We start from the raw sequence: 22533 nt of genomic DNA, 5'->3' as shown, positions 1-22533 counted from the left end.
CGCAGGAGAAGGGGCTGCCGGGCGTCGCGGTGCGTGCGGGCCCACGTACGACCCGACACGACCCGCACGACACCTCACGCATCACGCATCACGGGAAAGGGTGCGGCACGGCTTTGATCTCCGTCTCCGGCAGATCGTCCGTACGCCGTCCCGCCGCCCGCAGCCCCGTCCGCAGCCGGGGCATCAGCAGCGCCCGCTGCCGGGTCCAGCCGAAATCGATCGGCAGCAGCCCCGGAACAGTCGTGGAGACCGTGTGCAGTCCCATCCGATGCTGCTCGGGCGTCGTCTGGTCCACGGCGATCACATCGTGTCCCGTGCGGACCAGCTCGTCCCGCACCATCCGCAGATCGTCCAGCAGATCGCCGGTGCGCGGCCGTCGGGCCTCCCAGTCCCGGTACGTCTCCCCGAGCGTCAGCACCCCGGTGGGCTCCAGATACTCGCGGGCGTGTTCCGCCATCTGCGGCAGCCCGTAGAGCTGGGCGTGGTCCTTGAGGTGCAGCACCTTGCTGAAGTCCCCTGCCATGTCCTCCAGTTCGCTGCGCCGATCGGCGACCTGGTACGGCAGATGAGGGATGTACGTCAGCACTTCGGAGAGGGCGGCGCCGACCGTCTCCTCCGGGTCGAAGCCGGCGGCGGCGCTGAAGGAGAGCGTGCCGTAGCCGCCGTCGCGGCGGACCGCCAGGGCCGTGACCACCGGGATCGCGGTATCCATCCGGGTGTCGAAGGCGTGCACGTCGTAGCCGTGCAGAGCGGCCCGGTCGAGCAGGGAGCGGATGGTGCTGCCCCGGCAGGAACCGAGGTCGATCTCGGTGAGGCGGGCCCGGCCGTACCAGGTGAGCAGGAAGGCGTCGCGCTCGATGAGTTCGAGCAGCCCGAAGAGGACCGCCTCCTCCAGACTTCCACCGGTGGCACAGCCGTTGGAGCATTCGAAGACGAAGTTGTCGGCGTCCTCGCCCGCGCCGTAGTGCGCCAGCCGGGACGGGACGAGGATCGGCCGGTCGTCGCGCAACGAGTGCCCCCACACCCAGGGGATCTCCCGGTCCGGGTCGAAGGGGCTGACGAGATGGTCCGTCCTGTATGTCTCGGGGGCGTAGAAACCGCAGTCGGCGGGGTTCAGCGCCTGGTCCGCGAGTGCGTTGTACGAGCCGAGAACCGGCGAGGTCCCGCGCCGCCGGTGCGTCCCGGCGTAGCGTTCGAGGCCTTCCAGGTAGGCGAGCGTGCGGCTGGTGCCAAAGCTGTTGGCCTGGCCGCTCCACGTGACGTCGTTGAGCCCGGCGTATCCGCGCACGAAATTCGTTCCGGCCACCGGGGCCGTCGTGGTCGATGCCGGGTTGATCCAGGTGCTGGAACCGAGCGTGCCGCACACCGGGTTGGCCAGGGCGGCGGTCGGCAGCGGGTACGAGTCCAGGGACCGCAGCCGGTAGCTGTCCGCGTCCGGCTTGGGGGCGGGGCCGAGCAGCATCCGGGCGGAGCCGGCCGTGTCGGGGCGCGGTTCCACGCACGCGGGGCACAGCGGTTCGGGCAGCAGGGGGAAGGTCGCGGTCGTGAGGGTGCCGAGGTCGACCCGGGTGATCTGCGGCAGTTCGCGGTCGGCCGCCGTGTCGGCCGTGGCCTGGCAGCCGCCGGTGAGGACCGCGCGGTACACCGCCCAGATCGCGTCGACGGCGTAGTCGGTGAGCACCGGCCAGTTGGCAGCGCCGTGCGGTGCGTAGCCGAGTTCCAGGGTCTCGCGCTCGGAACGGCTGCGCAGCCGCTGCCAGCGCATGGCGAGGCACTGTCCGCAGGCCTCGTTACCACGCTCACCTCCCCAGGGTCCGATCAGCGCGGCGCGGGAGGTGAGCTGGACGGTGGCGGCGGGCCGTATCGCCCCATACGGGTCGGGGATGCCGAAGCCCAGCGTGTCGGCGGCGCCGAGCGGCACGACCAGCGGCGCGGGGAGAGCCCCGCCGGCGGGTCCGTACTCCGCCCCGTACCGCGCGGAGAGCGCACGCTGCAGCACGGCGCGGCCACCCTCCAGCGGTGTGGTCGCGGGGACTTCGGGCAGGGCGGTGACCGTCGGCGTCATGACTTGTCGCTCCAGCGGAAGGTCTTCAGCGCCACCGCGCCGAAGACGAGGGCGAAAGCGGCGAGCACTCCGCAGGCGAGCGCGATGCCGCCCGCTCCGTCGGATCCCGTGAGCGCGGCGGAGATGCCGTCGTTGAGGTAGCGCAGCGGAAGCACCCTGGACAGGTTCTGCATCCAGTCCGGCATGGCGTCGAGCGGGAAGAACGATCCGGACAGGAACGCCATGGGAATCATCAGGCAGTTCGCGACGGCGGCGACGGCCTCGGGAGTCTTGGCGTACGAGCCGACGATGACGCCGACGGCGAGGAACGCGGTGATGCCGAGCACCAGCACGGGCAGCGCCAGCGGCCAGCTGGCCGACAGGCTCAGGCCGAAGAACGGCAGCAGAGCGACGGCGACGAACAGCACCGCCTGGACCGCTCCGATGAAGAGGGCCAGAACATAGCGGGAGGCGAGCACGGCCGGCAGCGGGGTGGGTGTCATCCGGATGAGCCGCAGGATGTCGTCGCGGCGCCACTGCATGAGGACGAAGCCGACGCCGAAGACCGCGGCATTGGCGACGCCCCAGGACAGCACGCCGGGGGCGATGTAGTTGATGTAGGGCTTTCCGCTCTCCTCCACCTCCTGCCCCTGGAAGATCAGCCCGAAGACGATCAGGAAGAGAAGGGGGAAGGCGAAGGTGAAGAAGAGAGTGGTCTTGTCGCGGGTGTAGGCCCGGTACCCGGCCTCACTCAGCGCGGTGTATGCGCTCATGGTCGTGTCTCCGTATCCGGTGGAGCGGTGGAGCGGCGGATGCTTGGCGCCGGGGGCGCCCTAGGGCGTGTTTGAGAAGTAGCGCCGTCCGCCCGGTAGGGCGGGCCCTGCGGCGTCTGGTGCGTGCAGTCGCAAGGCGGTGGGGGCACCCCCAGGCGGAGCTCTGGGGGAGTACTTGGGCGACTCCGACAACACCGCGAGTGTGCGTGCCAGGCGTCGCGGGGCTGGGGGTCCTCCCCCTGGCTTCTCCCCCGTGGCTTCGCACGGGAGGTGCCCCCAGGGGACCCCCACCGGACGAAGTCCAGGGGGAGGGACTTCTCAAACACGCCCTAAGACTGGGAGGCGCCGGTGAGTTCGAGGTAGACGTCTTCGAGGCTCGCGGTGCGGGTCTGTACGCCCTGGAGTCCGGCGATCTGGTCGATCGCGGCCAGCACGGGCCCGGACTGGAGGGTTTCCAGGATGATCGAGTCGGCCTCCTCGGTGGCCCGGTCCACACCGGGAATGGCTTGCGCGGCTGCCAGCGTCAGCCGCCCGGAGGGGACCAGCAGCCGGGTCGTGGGGCTGCCCGCCGCCACCAGTCGGCTGGGGCTGTCCAGCGCGGCGATCCGCCCGTGGATCATGATGGCCACCCGGTCGCACAGCGCCTCGGCCTCATCGAGGTGATGCGTGGTGTAGACGATGGTGCGGCCCGCCTTCTTGAGGTCGCGCAACACCTCCCACAGGGCGCGGCGGGCCTGCGGGTCCAGGGCGGCGGTCGGCTCGTCCAGGAAGATCAGTTCCGGGTCGTGGCCCAGGGCGGAGGCGATGGCCAGCCGCTGGCGCTGCCCGCCGGACAGGTCGTCCACCCGGATGTCGCCCTGTTCGGTCAGGCCGACGCTCGCGAGGGCGCGCTCGGCCGCCTCCCGGTCGGTCCGGTAGAGGGCGGCCATGGTCCGCAGGTGTTCACGGGCGGTCAGCCGCACGAAGAAGGCCGAGGCCTGGGTCTGTACGCCCAGCTTGGGCAGCAGTGCGACATTGCGGGGCCAGGGCTGGTGGCCGAGGACCGAGAGCGAGCCGGAGTCCGCCTGCCGCTGCCCTTCCATGATCTCGATCAGCGTGGTCTTGCCCGCGCCATTGGGACCGAGCAGTCCGAAGAACTCGCCACGTGCCACGGTCAGTGAGACCCCGTCGACGGCCTGGATGCTCCCGTAGCGCTTGTGTACGCCGTCGAGGACGACGGCCGGGCCGTCCTGGGATGTGGTGGTGCGGGTCATGGAACGCTCCTTGATCGTGGTGTCCGCGGTGCTGCTCATGGTGCCGTCAACAGGAAGTGGGTGAGGGACACAGCGGCCGCGACGAGTGCGCCGAGGACGAGCAGGTAGCCCAGTACGTAGGCGGGGTAGGCGATACGGGCCCGGCGCGGATAGCCGGCCGCGGCCGGGTCGCGGCGGATCAGCAGACGCAGGTACGTGCGGCTCGACGTGGCCAGTTCCGTCGTGCCGAGGAGCTGGCTGACGATTTTGTATCCGTCGAGTGGGGGGACCGGGATCAGCATGGCGAACGCCTGGACGCTGCCGAGGAACAGCAGTGCTCCCAGGGCGCTGTGGGTGGCATCGTCGAGCGGGGCCAGCAGCCACAGGGCGAAGAACGGCAGCAGGAACAGCAGGTTCATCACCGCGCCGGCCAACGCGGTCGCGATCCGGTGCCACCGGGTGCGCAGATAGAGGTAGTTGTCCACGGTGCAGTACATGATCACCGCGGGCAGCCGCCAGCGCAGGCCGATCTCGGCGACCCGTCCGCCGTAGTGCTGGGCCACCACCCCGTGCGCCAGCTCGTGCAGGGCCGTGCTCAGCCACAGCAGGGCGGCCGTCGCCGTCAGCAGCACCGGGTTCCCGAACGTCTCCCGGGCGGCCAGGGCCAGTTCGCCCGTGTGCAGGGCCGCGACGGTCTCCATCGCGGCCACCACCGCCAGGAGCGGCACCATCCACCAGGGGGACAGCAGGAAGCCGACCGCGCGGTGCAGCCGGGCGGTGGTCGCGTCCGCGTCGGCGACGAGGGGGAGGGTGCCACGCAGCAGCCGGCGCCCGGGCTCCGGCGCCTGCCCCGGTACCGGGTGGTCCGGGTCCGAGGCCGGGTCCGGGGCCGCCGCGGGAGCGTCGGTCAGCAGGCCGCGCGTGCCCAGCATCCGCAGGAGCTGCTGCCAGTTGGTGTCGGCCAGTCTGCGTCCGTACTGGCGCGCGTACTCCGTGCCGATCTCCTCCAGGCTGTGCGAACCGTCCATCCGCGAGATGAGGAAGTGCTCCTTGACGCCGACCTTGAAGGACTGGCCGCTGTCCGTGTTCTTGATCAGGTGCACGGTTCCGGCGCCGACCAGCAGCCCGTCGCTGATCAGCACCTGTGGCCGCAGCGCGGGGCGGTACTGCTCCAGGGAGGAGGCCGGGCCACTCATGTCGCGGCTCCCGGGGCCGGCTCGCGCAGGCAGCGGCCCAGCACGTGCGAGAGATACGCCTCGTCCCGGATGGTGACATGCAGCCTGTTGTTGGTCATGTGCATGTACGGGGAGAGGAGCAGCGGCAGCGCCACCGCCGGATCGGTGACCCGCTCGTCCCGCTCACCGTCCCAGGACCGGAACACCAGGTCGCCGCCCACCGCCAGCGCGTGGGCCCTCTCGCGCAGTTCGGCGCAGTGCTCGGCCCAGCCCGCGAGGAAAGCGGGCAGCTTTCCGGGCTCGTCCCGCGAGACGGCGGCGCGGATGCCTGCGAACCGGTCGGACAGGCCGGGGGCCATCGCCGCGTAGTTGCGGTCGTACTCCTCGCTGCCGATGAACCCGGTGCCGGGGAAGGACCGGTGCCAGAACTCGTAGTAGCTGTCCAGGTAGTCGGTCAGCTCCTGGTCGCCGGGCAGGAAGCACCCGGACATCACCATCATCAGCTGGGCCGCGGTGCCGAGGAGGACCGTGCGCAGATGCAGGTTCTTGGTGCGCAGCGCGTCGATGACCAGATCGCTGGAGTGGCGGAAGTGCCACTCGGCCAGCTCGATTCCGGCCGGGCCGCCGTATTTGCCGTACTCGGGTTCGTACGGCTCCGCGCTGCGGGAGTTGTTGGGCCGGAGGTTCATCCGGCCCTGCTCGTCCTGGTAGTGGCCGCGCTCCGCGCCCGGGAACTCGATCTCGAAGAGCGTGTTGTAGAAGTCGTTCAGGAAGCCCGAATCCACCTCGTACAGCGCGGGGCGCGTGGCGAGGAAGGTGTCGATCGCCTGCTCGGTGCGGCGTCGCACCTCAGGTTCGGCTGCGGGGGAGGACGGCTTCACGCGCAGCCGTACATGCGGGCCCTCCAGCCAGTAGTTCATGAAGAAGTAGTTGGCGAGCAGGCCCTCCGCCTCCAGCTCGTCCACCAGCGGGCGGATGCAGTGGATCAGCAGGGGGCGCGGGTTGGCGGCGTAGAAGACGTGCGTCGCCTGCCATGCGCCGGTGCCGCCGGCCGTGGTGCCGGTGACGGTGGTCCCGGTTGCCGTGGTGCCGGTGACTGGGGTCGTGGTCATGATGCGTTCCTCCGTCGGGTGGAGACAGCCGTCTCCACGGCCAGTTCGGCGACATGGCGGCCACGGCCCGAGACGGCGTGCAGACCGTCCTCGTCCGGCAGCATCTCCCGGAACACCGCACGGGCCTCCGAGCTTTTGAGCATGGCCTCGAACGCGCCCAGCGACAGCGTGCTGTCGAAGTCGAGGTACTGCGGCTTGGCGCCGGTGGCGCCCCGCGCCCCGCTGTCCGAGACGGTCACGAAGACCCGGTCGGGCAGCCGGTGCGCGCGCCGGAAGCGGTGCCAGCCCAGGAACCAGTCCTCGTCCGGGACGCCCGGCGCGTGCAGGGGCAGCACGGACGCGGGTGCGCTCCAGCTGCGCCGGCTGAGTACGACGCTCCCGTGCCGTACCCGAGGACGCCCGGTCACTCCGTCCACCGGCTCGCTCTCCGGGACGCCGCCCCAGACGTTGAGCGGGGCCATCGACGTCGGGGAGAGCAGCAGCAGGGTGCGGGGGAGCTCCGGCAGGGCCAGCGGCACGAGGTAGCCGAGGTAGACAGGGATCACCTCACGGCCGAGGCGCACCGAGCGCAGTACGAGCCGGTCCTGAGCCTCGTCGTGCTCGATGTACAGGTCATCGAGGTGGAGGCCGAACTCGTCCGGCAGCGTGCCCGTTTCGCCGGGGCAGACGATCTCGTACTCCGTCAGCCTCCCGTGCAGATTGAGGTTGCTGGTGACCGGACCGCCCGTGACCTCCGCGAAGACGGCGCCCTCCGGCTGTATTCCGGCGGCGCTCCTGAGCAGGAGCTCCTCGATGCCGTCGAAGCAGTGTGTGAAGCGGCTGAACGGGAACGAAAGACCGCCGTAGGAGCGGTTCAGCACGACCAGCGGCTCCGCGCTGCCGCCGGCCAGCTGGACGTGATGGCTCATCGGCGCGAACCCCGGCGCCACGGGGTCGAGTTCGTCCGCGACGCTGCCGAGGAAGCCGTCGTCGATGACGATCTCCCCGCTGCCGTCCGGCGCCGCCGCGTCCCCCGCTGCGTCCGCGTCCCACATTGCCCACAGCGCCCGCATCCGCTCCACGAAAAGCTCGCGCGCGCTGTCGAGGGACTTGAGCTGGGGCAGGCCCAGCCAGTTCACTTCCGGCTGGTACTGCTTCTCCGCGTCGAAGACGGTACGTCCCGCGGTGAACGAGATGTACTGGTCGAAGAAGTCCTCATGGAAGTCGTGCACCAGCTTGAGCAGATCGTCGCAGCGCCCGCCCTGCCCGTACCGGGCGAGGAAGAACCCCTTGAACGTGATCCGCTGCGGCAGGGTCAGGTCGAACGCGGGCAGAATCCGCTCCACCCCGCTCAGCGACCCGGCCGCCAGCTCCGTCCAGGCACCGAGGCCGAGAGTGACGTCCCGGCCCGCCGCCGCGTCCTCGTACAGCACGGTCTGCGGCACCTTGGCACGCTCGGTGCCCAGCTCCTCCTGGATGGCACGCAGCCCGTCACGCAGCTCGACCAGCAGCTCCCTGCGCCCGGCCGGGCCGGCGGTCGCGAAGCCGTCGACACACGCGACCGGTCCGTCGAGGCGGTCCGCCAGCTGCCCCGCCCAGGGGCGCCCCAGGGCGCGCAGCGACTCCTGGAAGGCGCGCAGCGGGTCGGTGTCGTGCACCTCCGTCCGCAGGCACGGCGCCTGCACCATGCCGAGGTCGAGCAGGGCCTCCAGGTACTGATCCGCCTGCTCCTCGGTGGCGTCCTGGTCGGCGGTGAGCCATGCGGAGAGCTCGCCGTAGCGGAGCGTCCCGCGCTGTTCGAAGAGACCGAGGAGCCGTTCCAGGGTGCCGCTGCGACGGAGGAAGAACAGCCGGTCCTTGACGGCGTCGAAGGTGACCGCGGTGTCGTCGTCGCCTGCGGTCACCCACCGGCGGACATAGCGCACCCGGTCGTTGTCACGGCCCCAGCCGGAGGCGAGGGACACCGGGAGATCCGCGCGGCGGCCCGGGTCGGCGATCACGGCCTCGGCGAGCCTCGCGACGGCGACGACACTGAGCCGCGCGTGGCTGGTCCACTCCTCGTCGATCCGTACGTCCAATCCGCCTTCGGAGGACTCGGAGGACTCGGCGAACTCGCCGAGGGCGACTCCGGTGAAGGTGCTGAACGGGCTGGTCTTGCAGACCGTCCGGTACAGATACGACAGCAGCGAGCGTTCGATCTTGCGCTGCCTCTTGTCGGGGCGGGCCGATGCCGTCCGCACGAAGGCGTCGAGCCGCGAGTCCAGGGTGGGCGAGGCCAGCTGAAGTCCCTTGCGCAGCCGTTCCTCACCCACAAGCCGGTGCAGTTCGGCGCGGCTGCGCCCGGTCTCGGCGGCGAGCAGTTCGGCGCCGTCCGCCCTGCGGACCTCCAGTCGGCGGCGGTCGGCCAGCCACTGGGCGAGCCGCTCGCCCAGCGCGGGGTCCAGCGAGCGTACGAGAGTGAGGGCGGCGTCGCCGTCCTGCGGCAGCCGGTTGTTGAACACTTCGCGGCGCAGCTTCAGCAGCCTGCGCCGGGCCGCGTCGTCATCGTCGCCGCCGGTGCCGCTGCCGCCGATGAGACCGTGCAGCAGATCGCCGATGGCCTCACCGGCGGCCTGCGACTCGTCGGTCATGGCAAGGATTTCGTCGGCCCAGCGGCGGCTGTCGAGGCACCGCAGACCCTGCACTGTCTCGATGGGCAGTCCGGCGACCCGGAGTATGAATGGCATCGGGATGTTCCCCCGTCCGGTAGTCATCGGCTCAGGCGATCTCGTACCGGAAGTCGGCCGGGGCGGGCCGCTCATTGCCGATCATCATGATCAGCAGCGGTGCTTCGCCCGTCTCGTCGAGGCCGAGTTCTTCGATGTACGAGATGTTGTCGAAGCCCAGTGCCACGCCACAACCGAGCTCCAGCGCGGACGCCGCGGTGTAGACGGCCTGGGAGACGGCGCCGATGGTGGCGTTGACCAGCCGGTAGCCGCGGTCGCCGACACTGTCGAGGACGGCGTTGGTCCGGACCGTCGGCACCAGGACCGCGCCGGCCTGTTCCAGGTTGTAGTTGGCCAGGAAGTAGTTCTTCTGCAGGAACTCGCCGGGCTTGCCCTCCCGTACCCGCCGCAGGCTGTGGGTGCCGGGGTCGTACTCGTACGAGCCGGGAGCCAGCCCCTCGACGTGGTTGACGAAGGCGTACAGCTTCGCCAGCAGGACGTCACCCGTGTCGCCGCCGAGCCCCGCCCCCGCCACGGCGGCGGCCAGACAGGCGGCCAACTGGTCCGCGGTCACCGGCCGCTGAGCGTCGAAGCGGCCGAAGCTGCTGCGGCGCCGGCGCAGCGCGCTGCGTACATCGGTGTCCAGCGGCCTGGCGGCGGGAAGTGGCACCTCGGCCCGGCCCGCGTCGGCGGGCAGGGCGGCGGCCGGGGCGAGCGCGCCCGGAGCGGGCCGCTCGGTGGCGCACCGGGAGGTGGCTGCCTGCATCTCCTGTACCGCGTCGAAGGTGAGGACGGTACGGGAACGCTCGACGTCCTTGTGCCGTACGGAGCTCTGCACGGGTTTGGCGGGCGGGGCAGAGACGGACGGGGTTCCCTGCCACCTCAGCGGGACGACCGCGAAGATGCCTTCCTCCTCGCCGCGCACCCCGAGCAGCCGGGCCAGCCGCTCCTCGTCGAACCACAGCGCCGGCTCGATCCCGAGGCCCCGCGCCCGCGCCCACATCCGCCAGGTCCCCACGATGGTGCCCACATCCATGGTCACCGCGTGGAAGGAGAAGCTGTTGTACTTGAAGGCGTTCTGCCAGTACTTGACGCCGAGCACCAGGTACTGGTCGGTGGCCGCGCCGGGAGCGTCCTCGCCCAGCGCGTCTCGCACCTCACCCGACACATCGCCGGTCAGCAGCCGCCGCATGGCGTGGTGCCGGGGGGAGTAGTGGTGCACCCCCGGAGCCACCGGCCCGCTCGCCCCGGAGACCCAGTACACGCTGACGGGGTAGAGACCGCCTCCGGAGGCGGTGCCCCGCGACCAGTTGGCGAGCGGGTAGAAGGGCAGCGCGCTCAGGTCGGTGTTGGCCTGGACGCCCAGCCGGCGGCCGATGATCCCGTACGAGTCGCGCAGCATGCCGGAGAGCGCGCCGAGTCCGAACGGTTCGCCATGGCCCGGGACTTCGCGCAGTCCCCGGTCGACGGTCGCATCCGCCGGATAGCCGGTGTCGGGCAGCGGCATGCTGTCCGTGCCGGGGTAGTGCTTGGCCTTGCGCGGGCCGTCGGCCCAGTTCGGTACGAAATCCGCCGGCTCCATCGGAACCCGGCCGCGCTGCAGGATGGCAGCGGCGTAGTCATGGGCGTACCCCATGGTGAACTCCTTGGTCACGTCCGCTTTCGCGGTCACGTTCGCGGTCACGGGAAGGCGCGGTCACGGGAAGGCGACGCGGTCACGGGAAGGGATGGGGCGCGGGGTTGAAGTCGCCGGGAACGAGATCGCGATCCCGCAGTCCGGCCTCCCGCAGGGCGGTGCGCAGCCGCGGCATGCCCAGCGCCCGCTGCCGCGTCCGCCCGAAGTCGATCGGCAGCAGCCCCGGCACGATCACACCGACCGTCGTCAGCCCCAGATCCCGCTGTTCCGGCATCGTCTGATCGACCACGATCACGTCGAACCCCGCGTCCGTCACCGCCCCGACGCAGCGCGTCAGGTCCTCGTGCAGGTCGTCGGAGACGGGCAGCACAGAACCGTCCCCGTAGAGCTCGGCCATGGACCGCTTGGGCGGGCGGGGCGCGCCCGGTTCGCCGATCAGGAAGTGGGCGTGGTCGCCCATCTCCGGAATCCCGTACGCGAGCGGGTGGTCGTGCAGCGCCTCGACCTTGTCGAAGTCGGTGGCCATGGCGCGCAGGCGCGCTTCGTCACGTTCGGCGCGGCCCTGGAGGTTGACGGCGTCGGTGCCGATCTCGCAGAGCGCGGCGGCCATCGCGGACTCCGGGTCCAGGCCGGCGCCCGCGCCGAAGCACATCCGGCCGAGGCCGCCGTCGGGACGTACGGCGACACCCGTGACGACGGGGATCGGGAAGGAGATCCGGGTGTCGAAGAACCGGGCCTCGTAGCCGTACATCTCCAGCCGGTCGACCATCTGCCGGGTGGCGGGGCGCTTGCTGGTGCGCGGGTCGATCTCGGGGAGGGCGGCCTGCCCGTACCAGGTAAGGAGGAAGGCGTCACGCTCGACGACCTCCATCAGACCGCAGTAGACGGCCTCCTCCAGACAGCCGCCGGAGGCGCAGCCGTTGGAGCTCTCCTGGACGAAACGATTCTCCAGGCCCGGTGCGTGGTAGTACGTCAGCACCTCGGGGACCAGGACCGGCTTGCTGTCGCGCAGGGAGTATCCCCACACCCAGGGGATCTCGCGGTCCGGGGCGAAGGGGACGACGTGCGGGTTCGCACGGTGGAAGTCCGCCGAGTACAGCCCGCACTGCCGCGGGTCGAGGGCCCGTTCGCCGCGCGCCCGCAGAGCGGTCAGGGATACGCCCGCGGCCTTGACGCGGGCGCGCATTCCCGCGTACCGCTCCAGGCCCTCCAGTACGCCGATCCGCTCGCTCTGGCGGAAGGTGTCGGCGTGGCCGCCCCAGAAGGTCTCGCGCAGATACTCCCCGGACCGCATGGAGAAGCAGCCGATGGTGGCGGAGGTGGATGTCGACGCCACATCGTGGATCACGGAGGGTCCGAGGGATCCGCACACCGGGTTGGCGTACGGCTCGACGGGCAGCTCGTAGGCGCTGATGTCCCGGACCCTGAAGGCCCCGGGCTTGTGCTTGGGCGCGGGGCGGAGGGTCAGAACCGCCGCCTCGGCGGTGTCCTGCTCGCAGCGCCCGCAGCGCGGGCACTCCGGATCGGGCACCAGCGGGTAGTGACGCACCAGCAGGGACCTCAGGTCCACGAGGTGGATGGCGGGAAACGTTCCGGTACGGGGTCCCGCGCCGCCGAGCCGGGCGGCGATCAGCCCGGCCAGCGCGGCAGCGGTGAAGGGGGTGAGGTAGGGGGACTCACCGGCGGCCCGGGTGCCGGAGCCGAGTTCCAGCGCCTCCCGCAGCGCGACGGAGCGCACGGCCTGCCAGCGCCGCGCGAGACAGCGGGCGCAGGGCCTGTCTTCCGCGTTTCCGTCGCGGGCGGGAAAGGGCCCGAGGATGGCGTGCCGGCCGTAGAACCGCACGGGTACGGAGCCGGGCGCGGCGGCCGGTCCTTCGTCGTCGGCGAAGGCGTCGTCGGCGAAGGCGTCGTGGACGCCCAGGGCCGCGACATCGAGCGGTGCCGGCGTGCCGTGGTCGGCGAGGCCGCGGTGGAGCAGGTCCGCCAGGTCCCGGCAGGACCGCTCCCACGGGGCCTCCTGCGGGACGGTCGTTTCAGCGGGCATCGTCGCCGCCCGCCGCTCCGGTGGTGCCCGCTGTTCCGGTGGTGAGCAGGATCCGGGCCGTGCTGATGCCGCCGGCGGGCAGGTCGGCCGGGGTGGTCGGAACGTACAGGACGTCCCGCCCCGCGTCGCGGAGCCGGTCGAGAACCGCGTCGAACGTGGTGGCCTCCCCGTCCGCGGCGACAGGCCCGCTCGTCACCGCGATCGACTCGGCGGCGAGGTCCGCCACCAGCGGGTCGCCCGTGTCGACGGCCTCGGCCGGATCCTCCACCGCGAGCTGAACCTGCCCCAGCAGGTCGCGCAGCGCCGCACAGGCCGCGCCCCGGCGGGACAGTTCGGCGCCGATCGCCCAGCGCCCGCCGGTCTCGCGGACCAGCACCACCTGGGCCGAGGAGCGCTCGCCCTCGCCGAGGTCGAGCAGTTCCGCCTCGATGCCCAGGTTGACGGCGGACTTCAGCAGGAAGACCAATTCCGGGTCGGCGGCGCTGGTGGTGTCGGCATCGGCGTTGGCGGCGTCGGTGGTCACCTGGCCGACCGCCGTGTCTCCCCGGACCGCGCGCAGCAACGCGTCATGGGCCAGAGCCGACAGCAGACCGCGCCCCGCCGCCTCCTCCGCCGTACCGCCGGCGCCCGTGCCCGCGCTGGTCGCCTGGTGCAGCCGGTCGCGGTTGTACGCGCCGAAGGGACGCACCGCCGCGGCGGGCACCCGTACCGGCTCCTTGGTGAGCAGCGAGGTCGCGGTGATCCAGGCGGTGACTTCCGCCTCCGTGCCACCGGTACGGCCACTCGTCGTCAGCGCGTACGGCTCGAAGACGGCCGCCGCCGCGGGCGAGGGTCCCGAGGACACGAGCGGCACCGCATGCTCGACGTACACCTCGGCCGCCGCGTACAGCGCCCGCATCCGCGCGCCCGCGACGTGATGCACGTCGAACGCGGCGATCTTGCGCCGTACGCCATGGCCCAGCGCCACCTCGACCCGGCTGATCTTCAGCGGAGTCTGCGTCAGCTCCTCGTCGTCGTAACGCCGGAAGACCCCGGTGTACGGGCGCACCAGCGCGGTGCTGACCCGGTTCAGATCCGCGACGACGGCCTCCGCGTCGCGCGCCGTCTCGACGGTCGGGGTGACCGGCACGGTGAGCGGTCCTGGCAGCACCGCCACCGGACCGTCGGCGAGGGAGGCGCAGCGGCGGCAGCGCGGGTGGGCCTGGACAGGCTCGGCCATCACGTCCAGCGACTCCAGGTCCTGGATGAGGACCTGACGGTCCGTCTCGGCGGGCAGCGCGCCCGTCACGAGCCGGAAGATCTCGTAGCCGAGGAGATTGCCCGACATCGCGGCGACCGGGCCGGTCAGCGGGGAGTCGGCGTCCGGTGCCAGCACGACGGCGCCGCCCGCGACCAGGCTCCAGATGTCGGCCGCCGCGCCGGAGTCGACGTTCCCGCCGAGCCGCAGCACCGCGCAGCACAGGCAGCCGGTGGAGGTGGAGGTGGAGAGCGGTCCGGTGACGGCACGGTTGCCCAAGGTCCAGGCGGGGATCACCGTCTTGCCCTGGGGCACGCCCTCGGACAGCAGCCGTTGGGTGCGGGCGGCGGCGTCCGCACCGGTCACGACGACGACGTCGTACTCCGTGAGCGCGTCCCATCCCGCGCCGGGGCCGATCCGGTCGAGCCGCACCTCGCAGCCGTCCTCGGCCGACTCGCGCGCCTCGGATTCCACGTCGGGGAAGCCGGCCGCGACACCGATCCGCGCGGAGCCGTTACGTACCAGGCTCAGCGCGCACCAGCGGGCGACGGCGTCGCCGCCCAGCACCGCGACCCGGGTGTCCCGGAAGCGCCGGAAGCGCTCGGGCGCCCCGTCGACGTAATGGTCGATGTAGGCGATCTGCGCGCCGAACCGCCGCTCGGTGTCCGTTTCCGGGCCCGTCGGGTCCCCGGCCTCCGACTCCGGTATGTCGCGGGCGAACTCCTGCTTGTACAGCGTCTTGACCAGCTCGGCCGCCATGGCCTGCTGCGCGGGGCCGAAGCCCTGGCAGATGTCGGCGAGCCGGTGGCGCCCGGCGAGGTGCGGAACGATGAGGGAGGCGAAGCGGTACGCGGTGCGACCCGTGAGATGGAAACCGCCGTCGGCGTTGTGGAAGAGCACACCGCCCGGGGTCTCGGTGAAGAGCACGTCCCGGCGCATACGAGGCCGGGTACCGGCGAGCGAATCGAACGCTGCGGTGCCTTGGTCAGCCATGGAGGATCACACCTTCTCTGTCGGTCGAAGCGGTCGAAGCGGTCGAAGCGGTCGAAGCGGTCGAAGCGGTTGAAGCCGGTCGCATGCGGTCGGCGGCGTGTCGGCGTGCGTACAGGCGAAGCAAGTCGTGCATCAGATAGGGGCCGGGTGGCCCTTCCTCCAGGAATCCGGCGTCGGCAAGGCGTTCCAGGACGTCCTCGGCCTCGGCGGGGGCTGTCCGGAGCGGCTGCGCGCAGTCCTCGGCCCGGAGCACGTCCAGGGGCAGACCGCCGATCCGCATGAAGGCATTGGCCAGCCGGGGATCCAGCCGGTCGAGTGCGCCGCCGAGTACGTGTTCGACGGACATCCCGGGAGAATCGGCCAGGGACAGCCGGGCAAGCGGGTCGTCGGCCATCCAGCCGACGCCGTCGGAGAGCCGCAGCCCGGGACGGGTCAGCAGCCGGGCCGTCAGGATCCGCAGGGCGAGCGGATAGTGCCCACAGGCCACGGCCAGCCGGCGGGCCGCTTCCGGCTCGGCCTCCACCCGCTCGGCGCCGAGCACGGCGGTCAGCAGCCGGTACGAATCCTCCGGGCCGAAGGCGGAGAGCCGGTGCACCCACCCGCCGTGGGTGGCGATCAGGCCCGCGAGCCCCATCCGGCTCGTGACGATGGCGGCGTCCCGCGGCCCGGCCGGCAGCAACGGCCGTACCTGGTCGGCGTCCACCACGTCGTCCAGTACGAGCAGTGCCCGGTCGCCGGGCCGGCGGCCCCGCAGCGCCGCCGCCACTTCCGCCGCGGCCTCCGACGGGCTGCGCGCGACCCCGTCCGGACGGACCATCCGCACCAGCAGCTGCCCGGCCGGGAAGCTGTCGCGCACCAGGTGGGCGACGTGGTGGGCGAGTGCCGACTTGCCGATGCCGGGCGCCCCGGACACCAGCACGGTCACCGGTTCGCCGGCGCCGTGGCCGTGGCCGTGGCCGTGGCCGTGGGAGGTGAGCCGGGCCACCATGGCGGTGACCTCGGCCGCCCGGCCGGTGAAGGATGGAACGATCGGTACGGGGACCACCGGCGAAGGCACTGAGGACGCGATGGCCACCGGCTGGCGCTCCGCGTGCAGCGCCGGCCGTCCCGCGCCGGACACGGGACCCAGGTTCTCGCCCCGCAGAATGGCCAGTTCCAGTTCCTGGAGCGCCGGCGACGGGTCCACCCCCAGCTCGTCCAGCAAGTACTCCTTGACGCGCCGGTACTCGGCCAGCGCCTCGCTCTGCCGGCCCGTGCGGTACAGCGCCTCGATCAGTTGCTCACGGAACCGCTCGTAACCGGGATGGGCCCGGGTCACGCCCCACAGCTCCACGAGCGCCTCGCCGCAGCGCCCCAGCCGCAGTTCGAGATCGCAGACGCGTTCCACGGCCCGCAGCCGCTCCTCCGCCAGCCGCGGCGCCTCGTCCCGCTGCAGCACATCGGAGCGGACATTGGCCAGCAGCGGCCCCTGCCACAGGGCCAGCGCGTCCTTGAGGATGTGGAGCTCCGCCTCCGGGGTGTGCGCCGACTCTCCGACGCGGGCCACCCCTTCGCGGAACCCGATCAGATCCAGGGACAGCGCCCCGGCGGTGATGCGGTAGCCGCCGGGCACCGCCTCGATCGGAGTCTCGGTCACCCCGTGCTTGGTGAAGAGCTGCCGTAGCCGTAGTACGCAGGTCTGGAGAGCGGCCCTGGCCGTGGCCGGCTGCTCCTCTCCCCAGATGGCCCGCTGCAGATACTCGGCGGAGACCACGCTATTGGGGTGGAGCAGAAGCGCTGCCAGCAGAATGGTCGGTTTGGAGGGCGGGAGTACGACGCTGTCGGAACCGTCCGTGATGCTGAGTGGCCCGAGGATTCTGAACCGCATCGATGCTGCCTAGTCCCAGCCATTGACCAGCTTGCGGACCGGCAGGGGCTGCGAACCAGACGGAGATTCCTCGGCGGCGGACGCCACTGCGGCACCGGCCGAAAGTGCCATGGCGGTGATGGCGAACACCAGCGAGGCAGCGACACGCGCCGGGACGGACGGTTTACTGCACGGCAGACTCCTGATCACACTTTCCCCCTTGAATTCAACGCCTTACCGGATGGCTTCCGGCCAAAAATGACCATGCCAGTGCGGGGCGGCCAAAAAGGGGTGGAGGGGTGTCAGCTTGCTGCCACGGTCTCGCAGCAAGCTGACAGACGGCTGTACCGAGCGGAGTGCGGCCCCGGCCCTGGCCACGGGCCGGGGCCGCGACTCGTGCCGAGGGCCGCCGATCGGTGCCGAGGCCGCCGCGGGACAAAGCTCACTGGAACGCGTTGACGCCCGTCAGTCCGGCGGAGACGGCCCACAGGCGGGCAGCCTGCGCGGGGTCGGTCGCGTAGGCGCGTACGCCTGCCCAGGCGTCGTCGCCGGGCGGGGCGGGCTCGGCGATGTCGCAGTCCTCGCAGTAGACGCCGCCCATGCCGTCCAGTTGCCGGGAGGTGGCGGCCCACACCTGGGTGGCCGCGCCCTGCTGAGGTGTCTTGAAGCTGTCGCTCACGTTGCCGTTCTCGTCGATCCAGCCGCGCTCGATCATCTCCTCGCGGGGCGTGTGACGGACCAGTTCGGTGAGGATTTCACCGGGATGCAACGAGAACGCCCGCACTCCGGACTCCCGGCCCAGCGCGTCCAGGTGGACGGCGAACAGCACGTTCGCGGTCTTCGCCTGGCCGTACGCCGCCCACTTGTCGTACGTACCGCCCTCGAAGTGGATGTCGTCCCACCGGATGTCCGACAGGTGGTGTCCCCGGGATGATACGGAGACGACCCGGGCGCCGCCACGCGCGATGGGTGCCCAGAGGCGGTTGACGAGCGCGAAGTGGCCCAGGTGGTTGGTGGCGAACTGGGCCTCCCAGCCTGCCGGGCCGACCCGGGTCTCGGGGCAGGCCATGATCCCGGCGTTGTTGACGACGATGTCGATGTCCCGGCCCGAGGCGAGGAACCGCTCGGCGAAGTCCCGGACGCTGCCCAGGTCGGCGAGGTCCAGCTGGTCCACCTCGACCCCCTCGATGCCGCCGACCGCCTTCTCCGCGACGTCCCGCCTGCGGGCCGGGACGACGACCCGGGCCCCGGCGCCGGCCAGCGCGCGGGTGGTCTCCAGACCGAGACCCACATAGCCACCGGTGACGACGGCGAGCTTGCCGGTCAGGTCGGTGCCGCGCAGGACGTCCTCCGTGGTGCTCCTGGCGCCGAAGCCGGAGCCGATCTTGTGCTGGGGTGTCGTTGTGGTCGTTGTGTACGTCATGCCTCCGACGCTAGGACTTGGAGGGCGCTCTATCGCAAGGGGCGCAGGTCAGCCCGTCGCGGAGCGCGGCAGCCCGAACCACGGGAGCACGCTGTTCTCGAAACGGGTCAGGGCGCGGATCCGGTCGCCGCGAGCCTGTCGGGCGGGTGCCGTGCGTTCCGATCGGTGGCTATCTTGCGGTGGTGACCGGTTCCGCGGAGCGTCCGCTGCTCTTCCTCGATGTCGATGGACCGCTCATCCCGTTCGGGGCGGCGCCGCACCAGCATGTGGGTGGGCATCCGGGCTCGAACCCGCTTCTGGCGAGGATCAACCCTGAGCATGGGCCCAGATTGGCCGCGCTTCCGTGCGACCTGGTCTGGGCGACGACGTGGATGGCGGATGCCAACGAGTGCGTAGCGCCGCGACTGGGGCTGCCGGAGCTGCCCGTCGTCACGTGGCCTGAGCCGTCCGAGGACGAAGAGCGAGATGTGCGGGCGGGGCTGCACTGGAAGACCCGCGCACTCCTCGACTGGTCGGCCGGGCGGGTATTCGCCTGGGTTGACGATGAGATCACTGACAGGGATCGGGCCTGGGTGTCCGCTCGTCGTGGCGAGCGAGCTCTGCTCCACCGTGTCGATCCCCGCTGTGGTCTCACGGACGCGGATTTCAGGCTCCTCGACGAGTGGTTGGGCCGCTGGTGAAGCCCCGGGCGAACCCGGGCTCCGCGCGGCGCGGCCGTGCTACGCGATCTTGGGGCCGCAGCGCATGCCGATGTAGACGCAGCCCGTGCCGTCCTGCAGCGTGGCGAAGACCACGGGCATGTAGTCCTCGCTGAACGCCGCGCCCACCCCCGTACCGGCGAAGACCGTCTCCGTCACCGGCACCAGGTCGATCTCCAGGGGCTCGGAGAAGTCCTTCATGCCGTCGACGAACTCGTACACCGCATGCCCCGCACCGTCCCGCTCGGTCACGGTGATGACCACGCCCTCGCGCCGGTACGTGCCGATGAGCGGCGCGAAGTCGATCACGGGCGGCATGGCCGGCGGGGCGAAGGGCTCCGGCATGACGCGGAGCCGGACGACGGGCGGCATGGCGTCGAACTCCCAGGCGGGTAACCTGAGTCACGATCTTCTCGGGGGTGGGGAAGGCGACGGGAGGCCTCATGGGGGAACGGCTCTGTTTCAGGATCCTCGGCCCGCTCACGGTGACCTCAGGAGACCGGAAAGTCGCAGTCGGCGGGGCCCGGCAGCGCACAACCCTCTCGCTGCTGTTACTCAATCCCGGTCGGATCGTATCGGTGGACACACTCGTGCACGAGGTGTGGAACGGGAAGCCGCCCGCAACCGCCCGCACCCAGATCGCCATCGTTATTGCCGCGCTGCGTAAGGCATTCAAGGCGCAAGGAGCCACCGAAGACACGATCGTCACCGCCCACCCCGGCTATCTCCTCAACACCGAGGGCCACTATGTGGACTCGGTGGACTTCACCGAGCTGATCACGCAGGCCGAGCTCGCGACCAGGGAGCAGCGGCTGGAGGACGCCGACCGCCACTACACGCGGGCGCTCGCACTGTGGCGCGGCCCCGCGCTCACCGGTGTCTCCGGTCGGGTGGTGGAGGAGGAGGCGAACCGGCTGCGAGAGCACCGGCTCAATGCCTACGACGACTCGACCGCCGTACAGCTCGCGCTGGGGCGGCACTATGAGCTGGTACCCGAACTGAGCAGTGTGGTGCGCGAGCATCCCCTGCGCGAGTGCACCCGGCACCATCTGATGCTCGCGCAGTACCGTTCGGGCAGACGCGCCGAAGCGATGGAGTGCTACCGCGACGCCCGCGAGCAGTTCATCGAGGAACTCGGTCTGGAGCCGGGGCCCGATCTGCAGGAGCTGCACGATCTGATCCTGCGCGACGACCCCTCGCTCATCCCGGCTGCCGCCCCCCTGCCGGCGGCCGTGGCCGCTCCGCTGCCGGACGTCGTCGTCGTACCGTCCGAACTACCACCGGACGTACCGGGGTTCACGGGTCGCGAGCGCGAACTGGCCGTGCTGGACGGCCTGGTGGTGACGGGTGCGAAAGGCGGCCGGCAGACGCCCACCGTCGGCCTGATCACCGGAGTCGCGGGCGTCGGCAAGTCCGGTCTGTCGGTGCACTGGGCGCACCGGGCAGCCGACGACTTCCCCGACGGGCGGCTCTTCGCCGACCTGCGTGGCTACGACGGGCAGCACGCCCCTGTCTCTGTCAGCGATGTGCTCAGCCGCTTTCTGCGGTCCCTGGGCGTGCCGGGCACGCAGATCCCGGACGTACTGGAGGAGCGGATCGCGATGTACCGCAGTCTGCTCGCCGACCGGCGCGTACTGATGGTGCTCGACAATGTGCGCACCTTCGCCCAGCTGCGTCCGCTGCTGCCCGGCAGCGGACGCAGCTGTGTGCTGATCACCAGCCGCGACCAGCTGGAGCAGCTGGTGACCTGGCCGCAGGAGGCCCGGATCCATCTGGGCGTGCTGCCGCCGGACGAGGCGATCGAGCTGGTCGGGAAGATCGCGGGCAGGAAACGGATCGTCGCCGCCCGCGCCGATGCCGCCCGGCTGGTCGAGCTCTGCGACCGGCTGCCGCTCGCGCTGCGTATCGCCGCCGCGCGGCTTGCCTCCAAGCCGCACTGGTCGTTACGTCACCTGGTGGTCCGGCTCAGTGACGAGCGGCGCAGACTCGACGAGCTGAGCCAGGGCGATTCGCAGGTGCGGGCCGGGTTCGAGCTCAGCTATCGGTATCTGTCCCGGGACGTGGCGCGACTGTACCGGCGGCTGGGACTGCTGGACGTACCCGACTTCACCTCCTGGGTCGGCGCGGCGCTGCTCGACATGGACGTCCTCGACGCGGAGCTGCTGGTGGAGGACCTGGTGGACGCGCAGTTCCTGGAGGTCGTCGGCACAGACACCACCGGCCGGCTGCGCTACCGGTTCCAGAACCTGCTGCGGCTGTACGCGGCGGAGCGGGCCAGGGACGAGGACTCGGCGGAGGAGCGGCGGGCCGCCTGCGAGCGGGTGTTCCGTACGCTGCTGACGATCGCGGAGGAGGGCCACCGGCGCGAACACGGCGGGCACTTCTCCATCATCCACAGCGATGTGGAGCGCCGCCCCCTCGACCCCGAGTTCATGGAAGAACTGCTGGCCGACCCCCTGGAGTGGTTCGAGGCCGAGCGGCTGTGCCTGGTGGCGGTGGTCGAGCAGTCCGCCGCGCTGGGCATGGCGGCGCTGGCCTGGGACCTGACCGTCTCCTCGGTCGTGCTCTTCGAGACGCGTAATTACGTCGACAACTGGCACACCTGCTGCGAACGGGCGCTGGCCGCCGCCCGGTCCGCAGGCGATCTGCTGGGCCAGGCAGTGGTTCTGGACCACATGGGCACGGCGGCGCTGCGGCTGCGCACCCTGGATACCGCGGCGGAGCTCCTCGAAGAGTCGCTGACGCTGTTCCGGGCCGTCGGCGAGGATCTCGGACGGGCCCTGAGCCTGCGGAGTCTGTCGATCGTCTACCGCATGAAAGGCGAACTGGACCTGGTCGAGGACTGTCTGTCCGAGGCGCTGCCGATCTTCCGAGCGGCGGGCGACATCTCGTCGGAGGCGTCAACGCTGCAGAACATGGCGCAGTTGGCGCTGAGCCAGGGCGATGCGGAAGGGGCTCTCGCGTTCGGTCTGGACTCGGTGCGGGTGTCGGAGTCGATGGGCCCGAGGTCCTCCCGCAATCTGGCCCAGGCGCTGTACCGGGTCGGCAACGCGCAGCTCGCGCTGGAGCGGTTCGAGGCAGCCGAAGAGACCTTTCTGCGGGTTGAGCGGCTGGTCAGGGCGAAGTCCGACACACACGGGCTCGCCCATGCGCTGTTCGGTCTGGGCCAGGCCAGGGCGGCAATCGGCGGGGTCGAGTCGGCCGAGGCGCTGTTCGTCGAAAGCCGCTCACTGGCTCAGCTGGCGGGAGCCCCCGCGCTCGAGGGGGAGAACCGCCTGCAGCTCGGCGTACTGCTGCGCGACCTGGGGCGGGACGGGGAGGCCCGCAGCGAACTGCGGGCGGCGGAGGAGCTGTTCACCCGGATCGGCGCGCCGCCGTGGCAGGAGAAGGCGGCGCGGGCGTTGGAGAGCCTGGGAGCCGAGCACGCGTGAGGCGGCCGTGGTTGGCGTGGCCGCTGCGCGGGGCCTGTTCCCCACCCCGCCCGTTTCCTCAACCAAGGGGCTTCACCCCTCGGACCCTCCCCCTACGCCCTGGCGGGCGTGGGGGAGGGTCCTCAAACGCCGGACGGGCTGGAAGTAGATCGGCTATAGAGACGTGGGGGACGCTCATCTCGATGCCATTGCCCCCGGAACCGCA

15 protein-coding genes are annotated in these 22533 nt (G+C 71.2%); 2 read left to right on the top strand and 13 right to left on the bottom strand.

All coding sequences use genetic code 11. The features are described from left to right. Positions 1-88 precede the first annotated feature (88 nt). The 12 genes from ACIHCQ_RS12895 to ACIHCQ_RS12840 form a co-directional block, all read right to left on the bottom strand. The gene (locus ACIHCQ_RS12895) at positions 89-2065 is read right to left on the bottom strand and encodes a TOMM precursor leader peptide-binding protein (RefSeq protein WP_399661153.1); all 1977 of its coding nucleotides are present in this window, start codon (positions 2063-2065) and stop codon (positions 89-91) included. Beyond that, positions 2062-2817, bottom strand: a complete 756-nt coding sequence (locus ACIHCQ_RS12890; RefSeq protein WP_399661151.1) for an ABC transporter permease — start codon at positions 2815-2817, stop codon at positions 2062-2064. Before ACIHCQ_RS12890 ends, ACIHCQ_RS12895 begins: the two co-directional genes overlap by 4 nt. Positions 2818-3146: 329 nt before the next feature. Next, positions 3147-4070: an ABC transporter ATP-binding protein gene (locus tag ACIHCQ_RS12885; protein WP_399661452.1), complete on the bottom strand. Its 924-nt coding sequence runs from the start codon at positions 4068-4070 to the stop codon at positions 3147-3149. Positions 4071-4105: 35 nt separating this feature from the next. Beyond that, positions 4106-5245 carry a site-2 protease family protein gene (locus ACIHCQ_RS12880; protein ID WP_399661149.1) on the bottom strand — a complete coding sequence of 380 codons (1140 nt, stop codon included), beginning with the start codon at positions 5243-5245 and terminating at the stop codon, positions 4106-4108. Then, the gene (locus ACIHCQ_RS12875) at positions 5242-6336 is read right to left on the bottom strand and encodes a lantibiotic dehydratase C-terminal domain-containing protein (RefSeq protein ID WP_399661147.1); all 1095 of its coding nucleotides are present in this window, start codon (positions 6334-6336) and stop codon (positions 5242-5244) included. Before ACIHCQ_RS12875 ends, ACIHCQ_RS12880 begins: the two co-directional genes overlap by 4 nt. Beyond that, a complete protein-coding gene (locus ACIHCQ_RS12870; protein ID WP_399661144.1) occupies positions 6333-9041 on the bottom strand; it encodes a lantibiotic dehydratase in 2709 nt (902 codons plus the stop codon). The genes ACIHCQ_RS12875 and ACIHCQ_RS12870 overlap by 4 nt, the downstream gene beginning before the upstream one ends. A 31-nt stretch (positions 9042-9072) precedes the next feature. Further along, on the bottom strand, positions 9073-10656 hold the full coding sequence (locus tag ACIHCQ_RS12865) for a SagB family peptide dehydrogenase (RefSeq protein WP_399661450.1): 1584 nt from the start codon (positions 10654-10656) through the stop codon (positions 9073-9075). 79 nt (positions 10657-10735) lie between these two features. After that, positions 10736-12700 (bottom strand): TOMM precursor leader peptide-binding protein, encoded by a 1965-nt coding sequence (locus ACIHCQ_RS12860; RefSeq protein WP_399661142.1) that lies wholly within the window; start codon positions 12698-12700, stop codon positions 10736-10738. Next, positions 12690-14930, bottom strand: coding sequence for a TOMM precursor leader peptide-binding protein (locus ACIHCQ_RS12855; RefSeq protein WP_399661140.1), 2241 nt, complete (start codon positions 14928-14930; stop codon positions 12690-12692). The genes ACIHCQ_RS12860 and ACIHCQ_RS12855 overlap by 11 nt, the downstream gene beginning before the upstream one ends. Beyond that, a complete protein-coding gene (locus tag ACIHCQ_RS12850) occupies positions 14923-16797 on the bottom strand; it encodes a BTAD domain-containing putative transcriptional regulator (RefSeq protein ID WP_399661138.1) in 1875 nt (624 codons plus the stop codon). Before ACIHCQ_RS12850 ends, ACIHCQ_RS12855 begins: the two co-directional genes overlap by 8 nt. 9 nt (positions 16798-16806) lie before the next feature. Beyond that, complete coding sequence (locus ACIHCQ_RS12845; RefSeq protein ID WP_399661136.1) at positions 16807-16986, bottom strand: hypothetical protein; 180 nt, start codon at positions 16984-16986, stop codon at positions 16807-16809. A gap of 232 nt (positions 16987-17218) precedes the next feature. Next, positions 17219-18199, bottom strand: coding sequence for an SDR family NAD(P)-dependent oxidoreductase (locus ACIHCQ_RS12840; RefSeq protein ID WP_399661134.1), 981 nt, complete (start codon positions 18197-18199; stop codon positions 17219-17221). A 182-nt stretch (positions 18200-18381) separates the two neighbouring features. On the opposite strand from ACIHCQ_RS12840, the gene ACIHCQ_RS12835 reads away from it, so the two are divergent. Next, positions 18382-18879, top strand: coding sequence for an HAD domain-containing protein (locus ACIHCQ_RS12835; protein ID WP_399661132.1), 498 nt, complete (start codon positions 18382-18384; stop codon positions 18877-18879). A gap of 39 nt (positions 18880-18918) precedes the next feature. Here the strand turns inward: ACIHCQ_RS12835 and ACIHCQ_RS12830 are convergent, their stop codons facing one another. Then, positions 18919-19269 carry a hypothetical protein gene (locus ACIHCQ_RS12830; protein WP_399661130.1) on the bottom strand — a complete coding sequence of 117 codons (351 nt, stop codon included), beginning with the start codon at positions 19267-19269 and terminating at the stop codon, positions 18919-18921. Between the two features lie 71 nt (positions 19270-19340). Between ACIHCQ_RS12830 and ACIHCQ_RS12825 the strand changes: the two genes are divergently transcribed. Further along, a complete protein-coding gene (locus ACIHCQ_RS12825; protein WP_399661128.1) occupies positions 19341-22328 on the top strand; it encodes a BTAD domain-containing putative transcriptional regulator in 2988 nt (995 codons plus the stop codon). The last annotated feature ends 205 nt before the right edge of the window (positions 22329-22533 follow it).

Origin of the sequence: Streptomyces sp. NPDC052236 (genome assembly GCF_044548015.1) — a bacterium.
In the GTDB taxonomy this organism is placed as follows: Bacteria; Actinomycetota; Actinomycetes; order Streptomycetales; family Streptomycetaceae; genus Streptomyces.
This window is presented reverse-complemented; position numbering and strand designations above follow the sequence as displayed.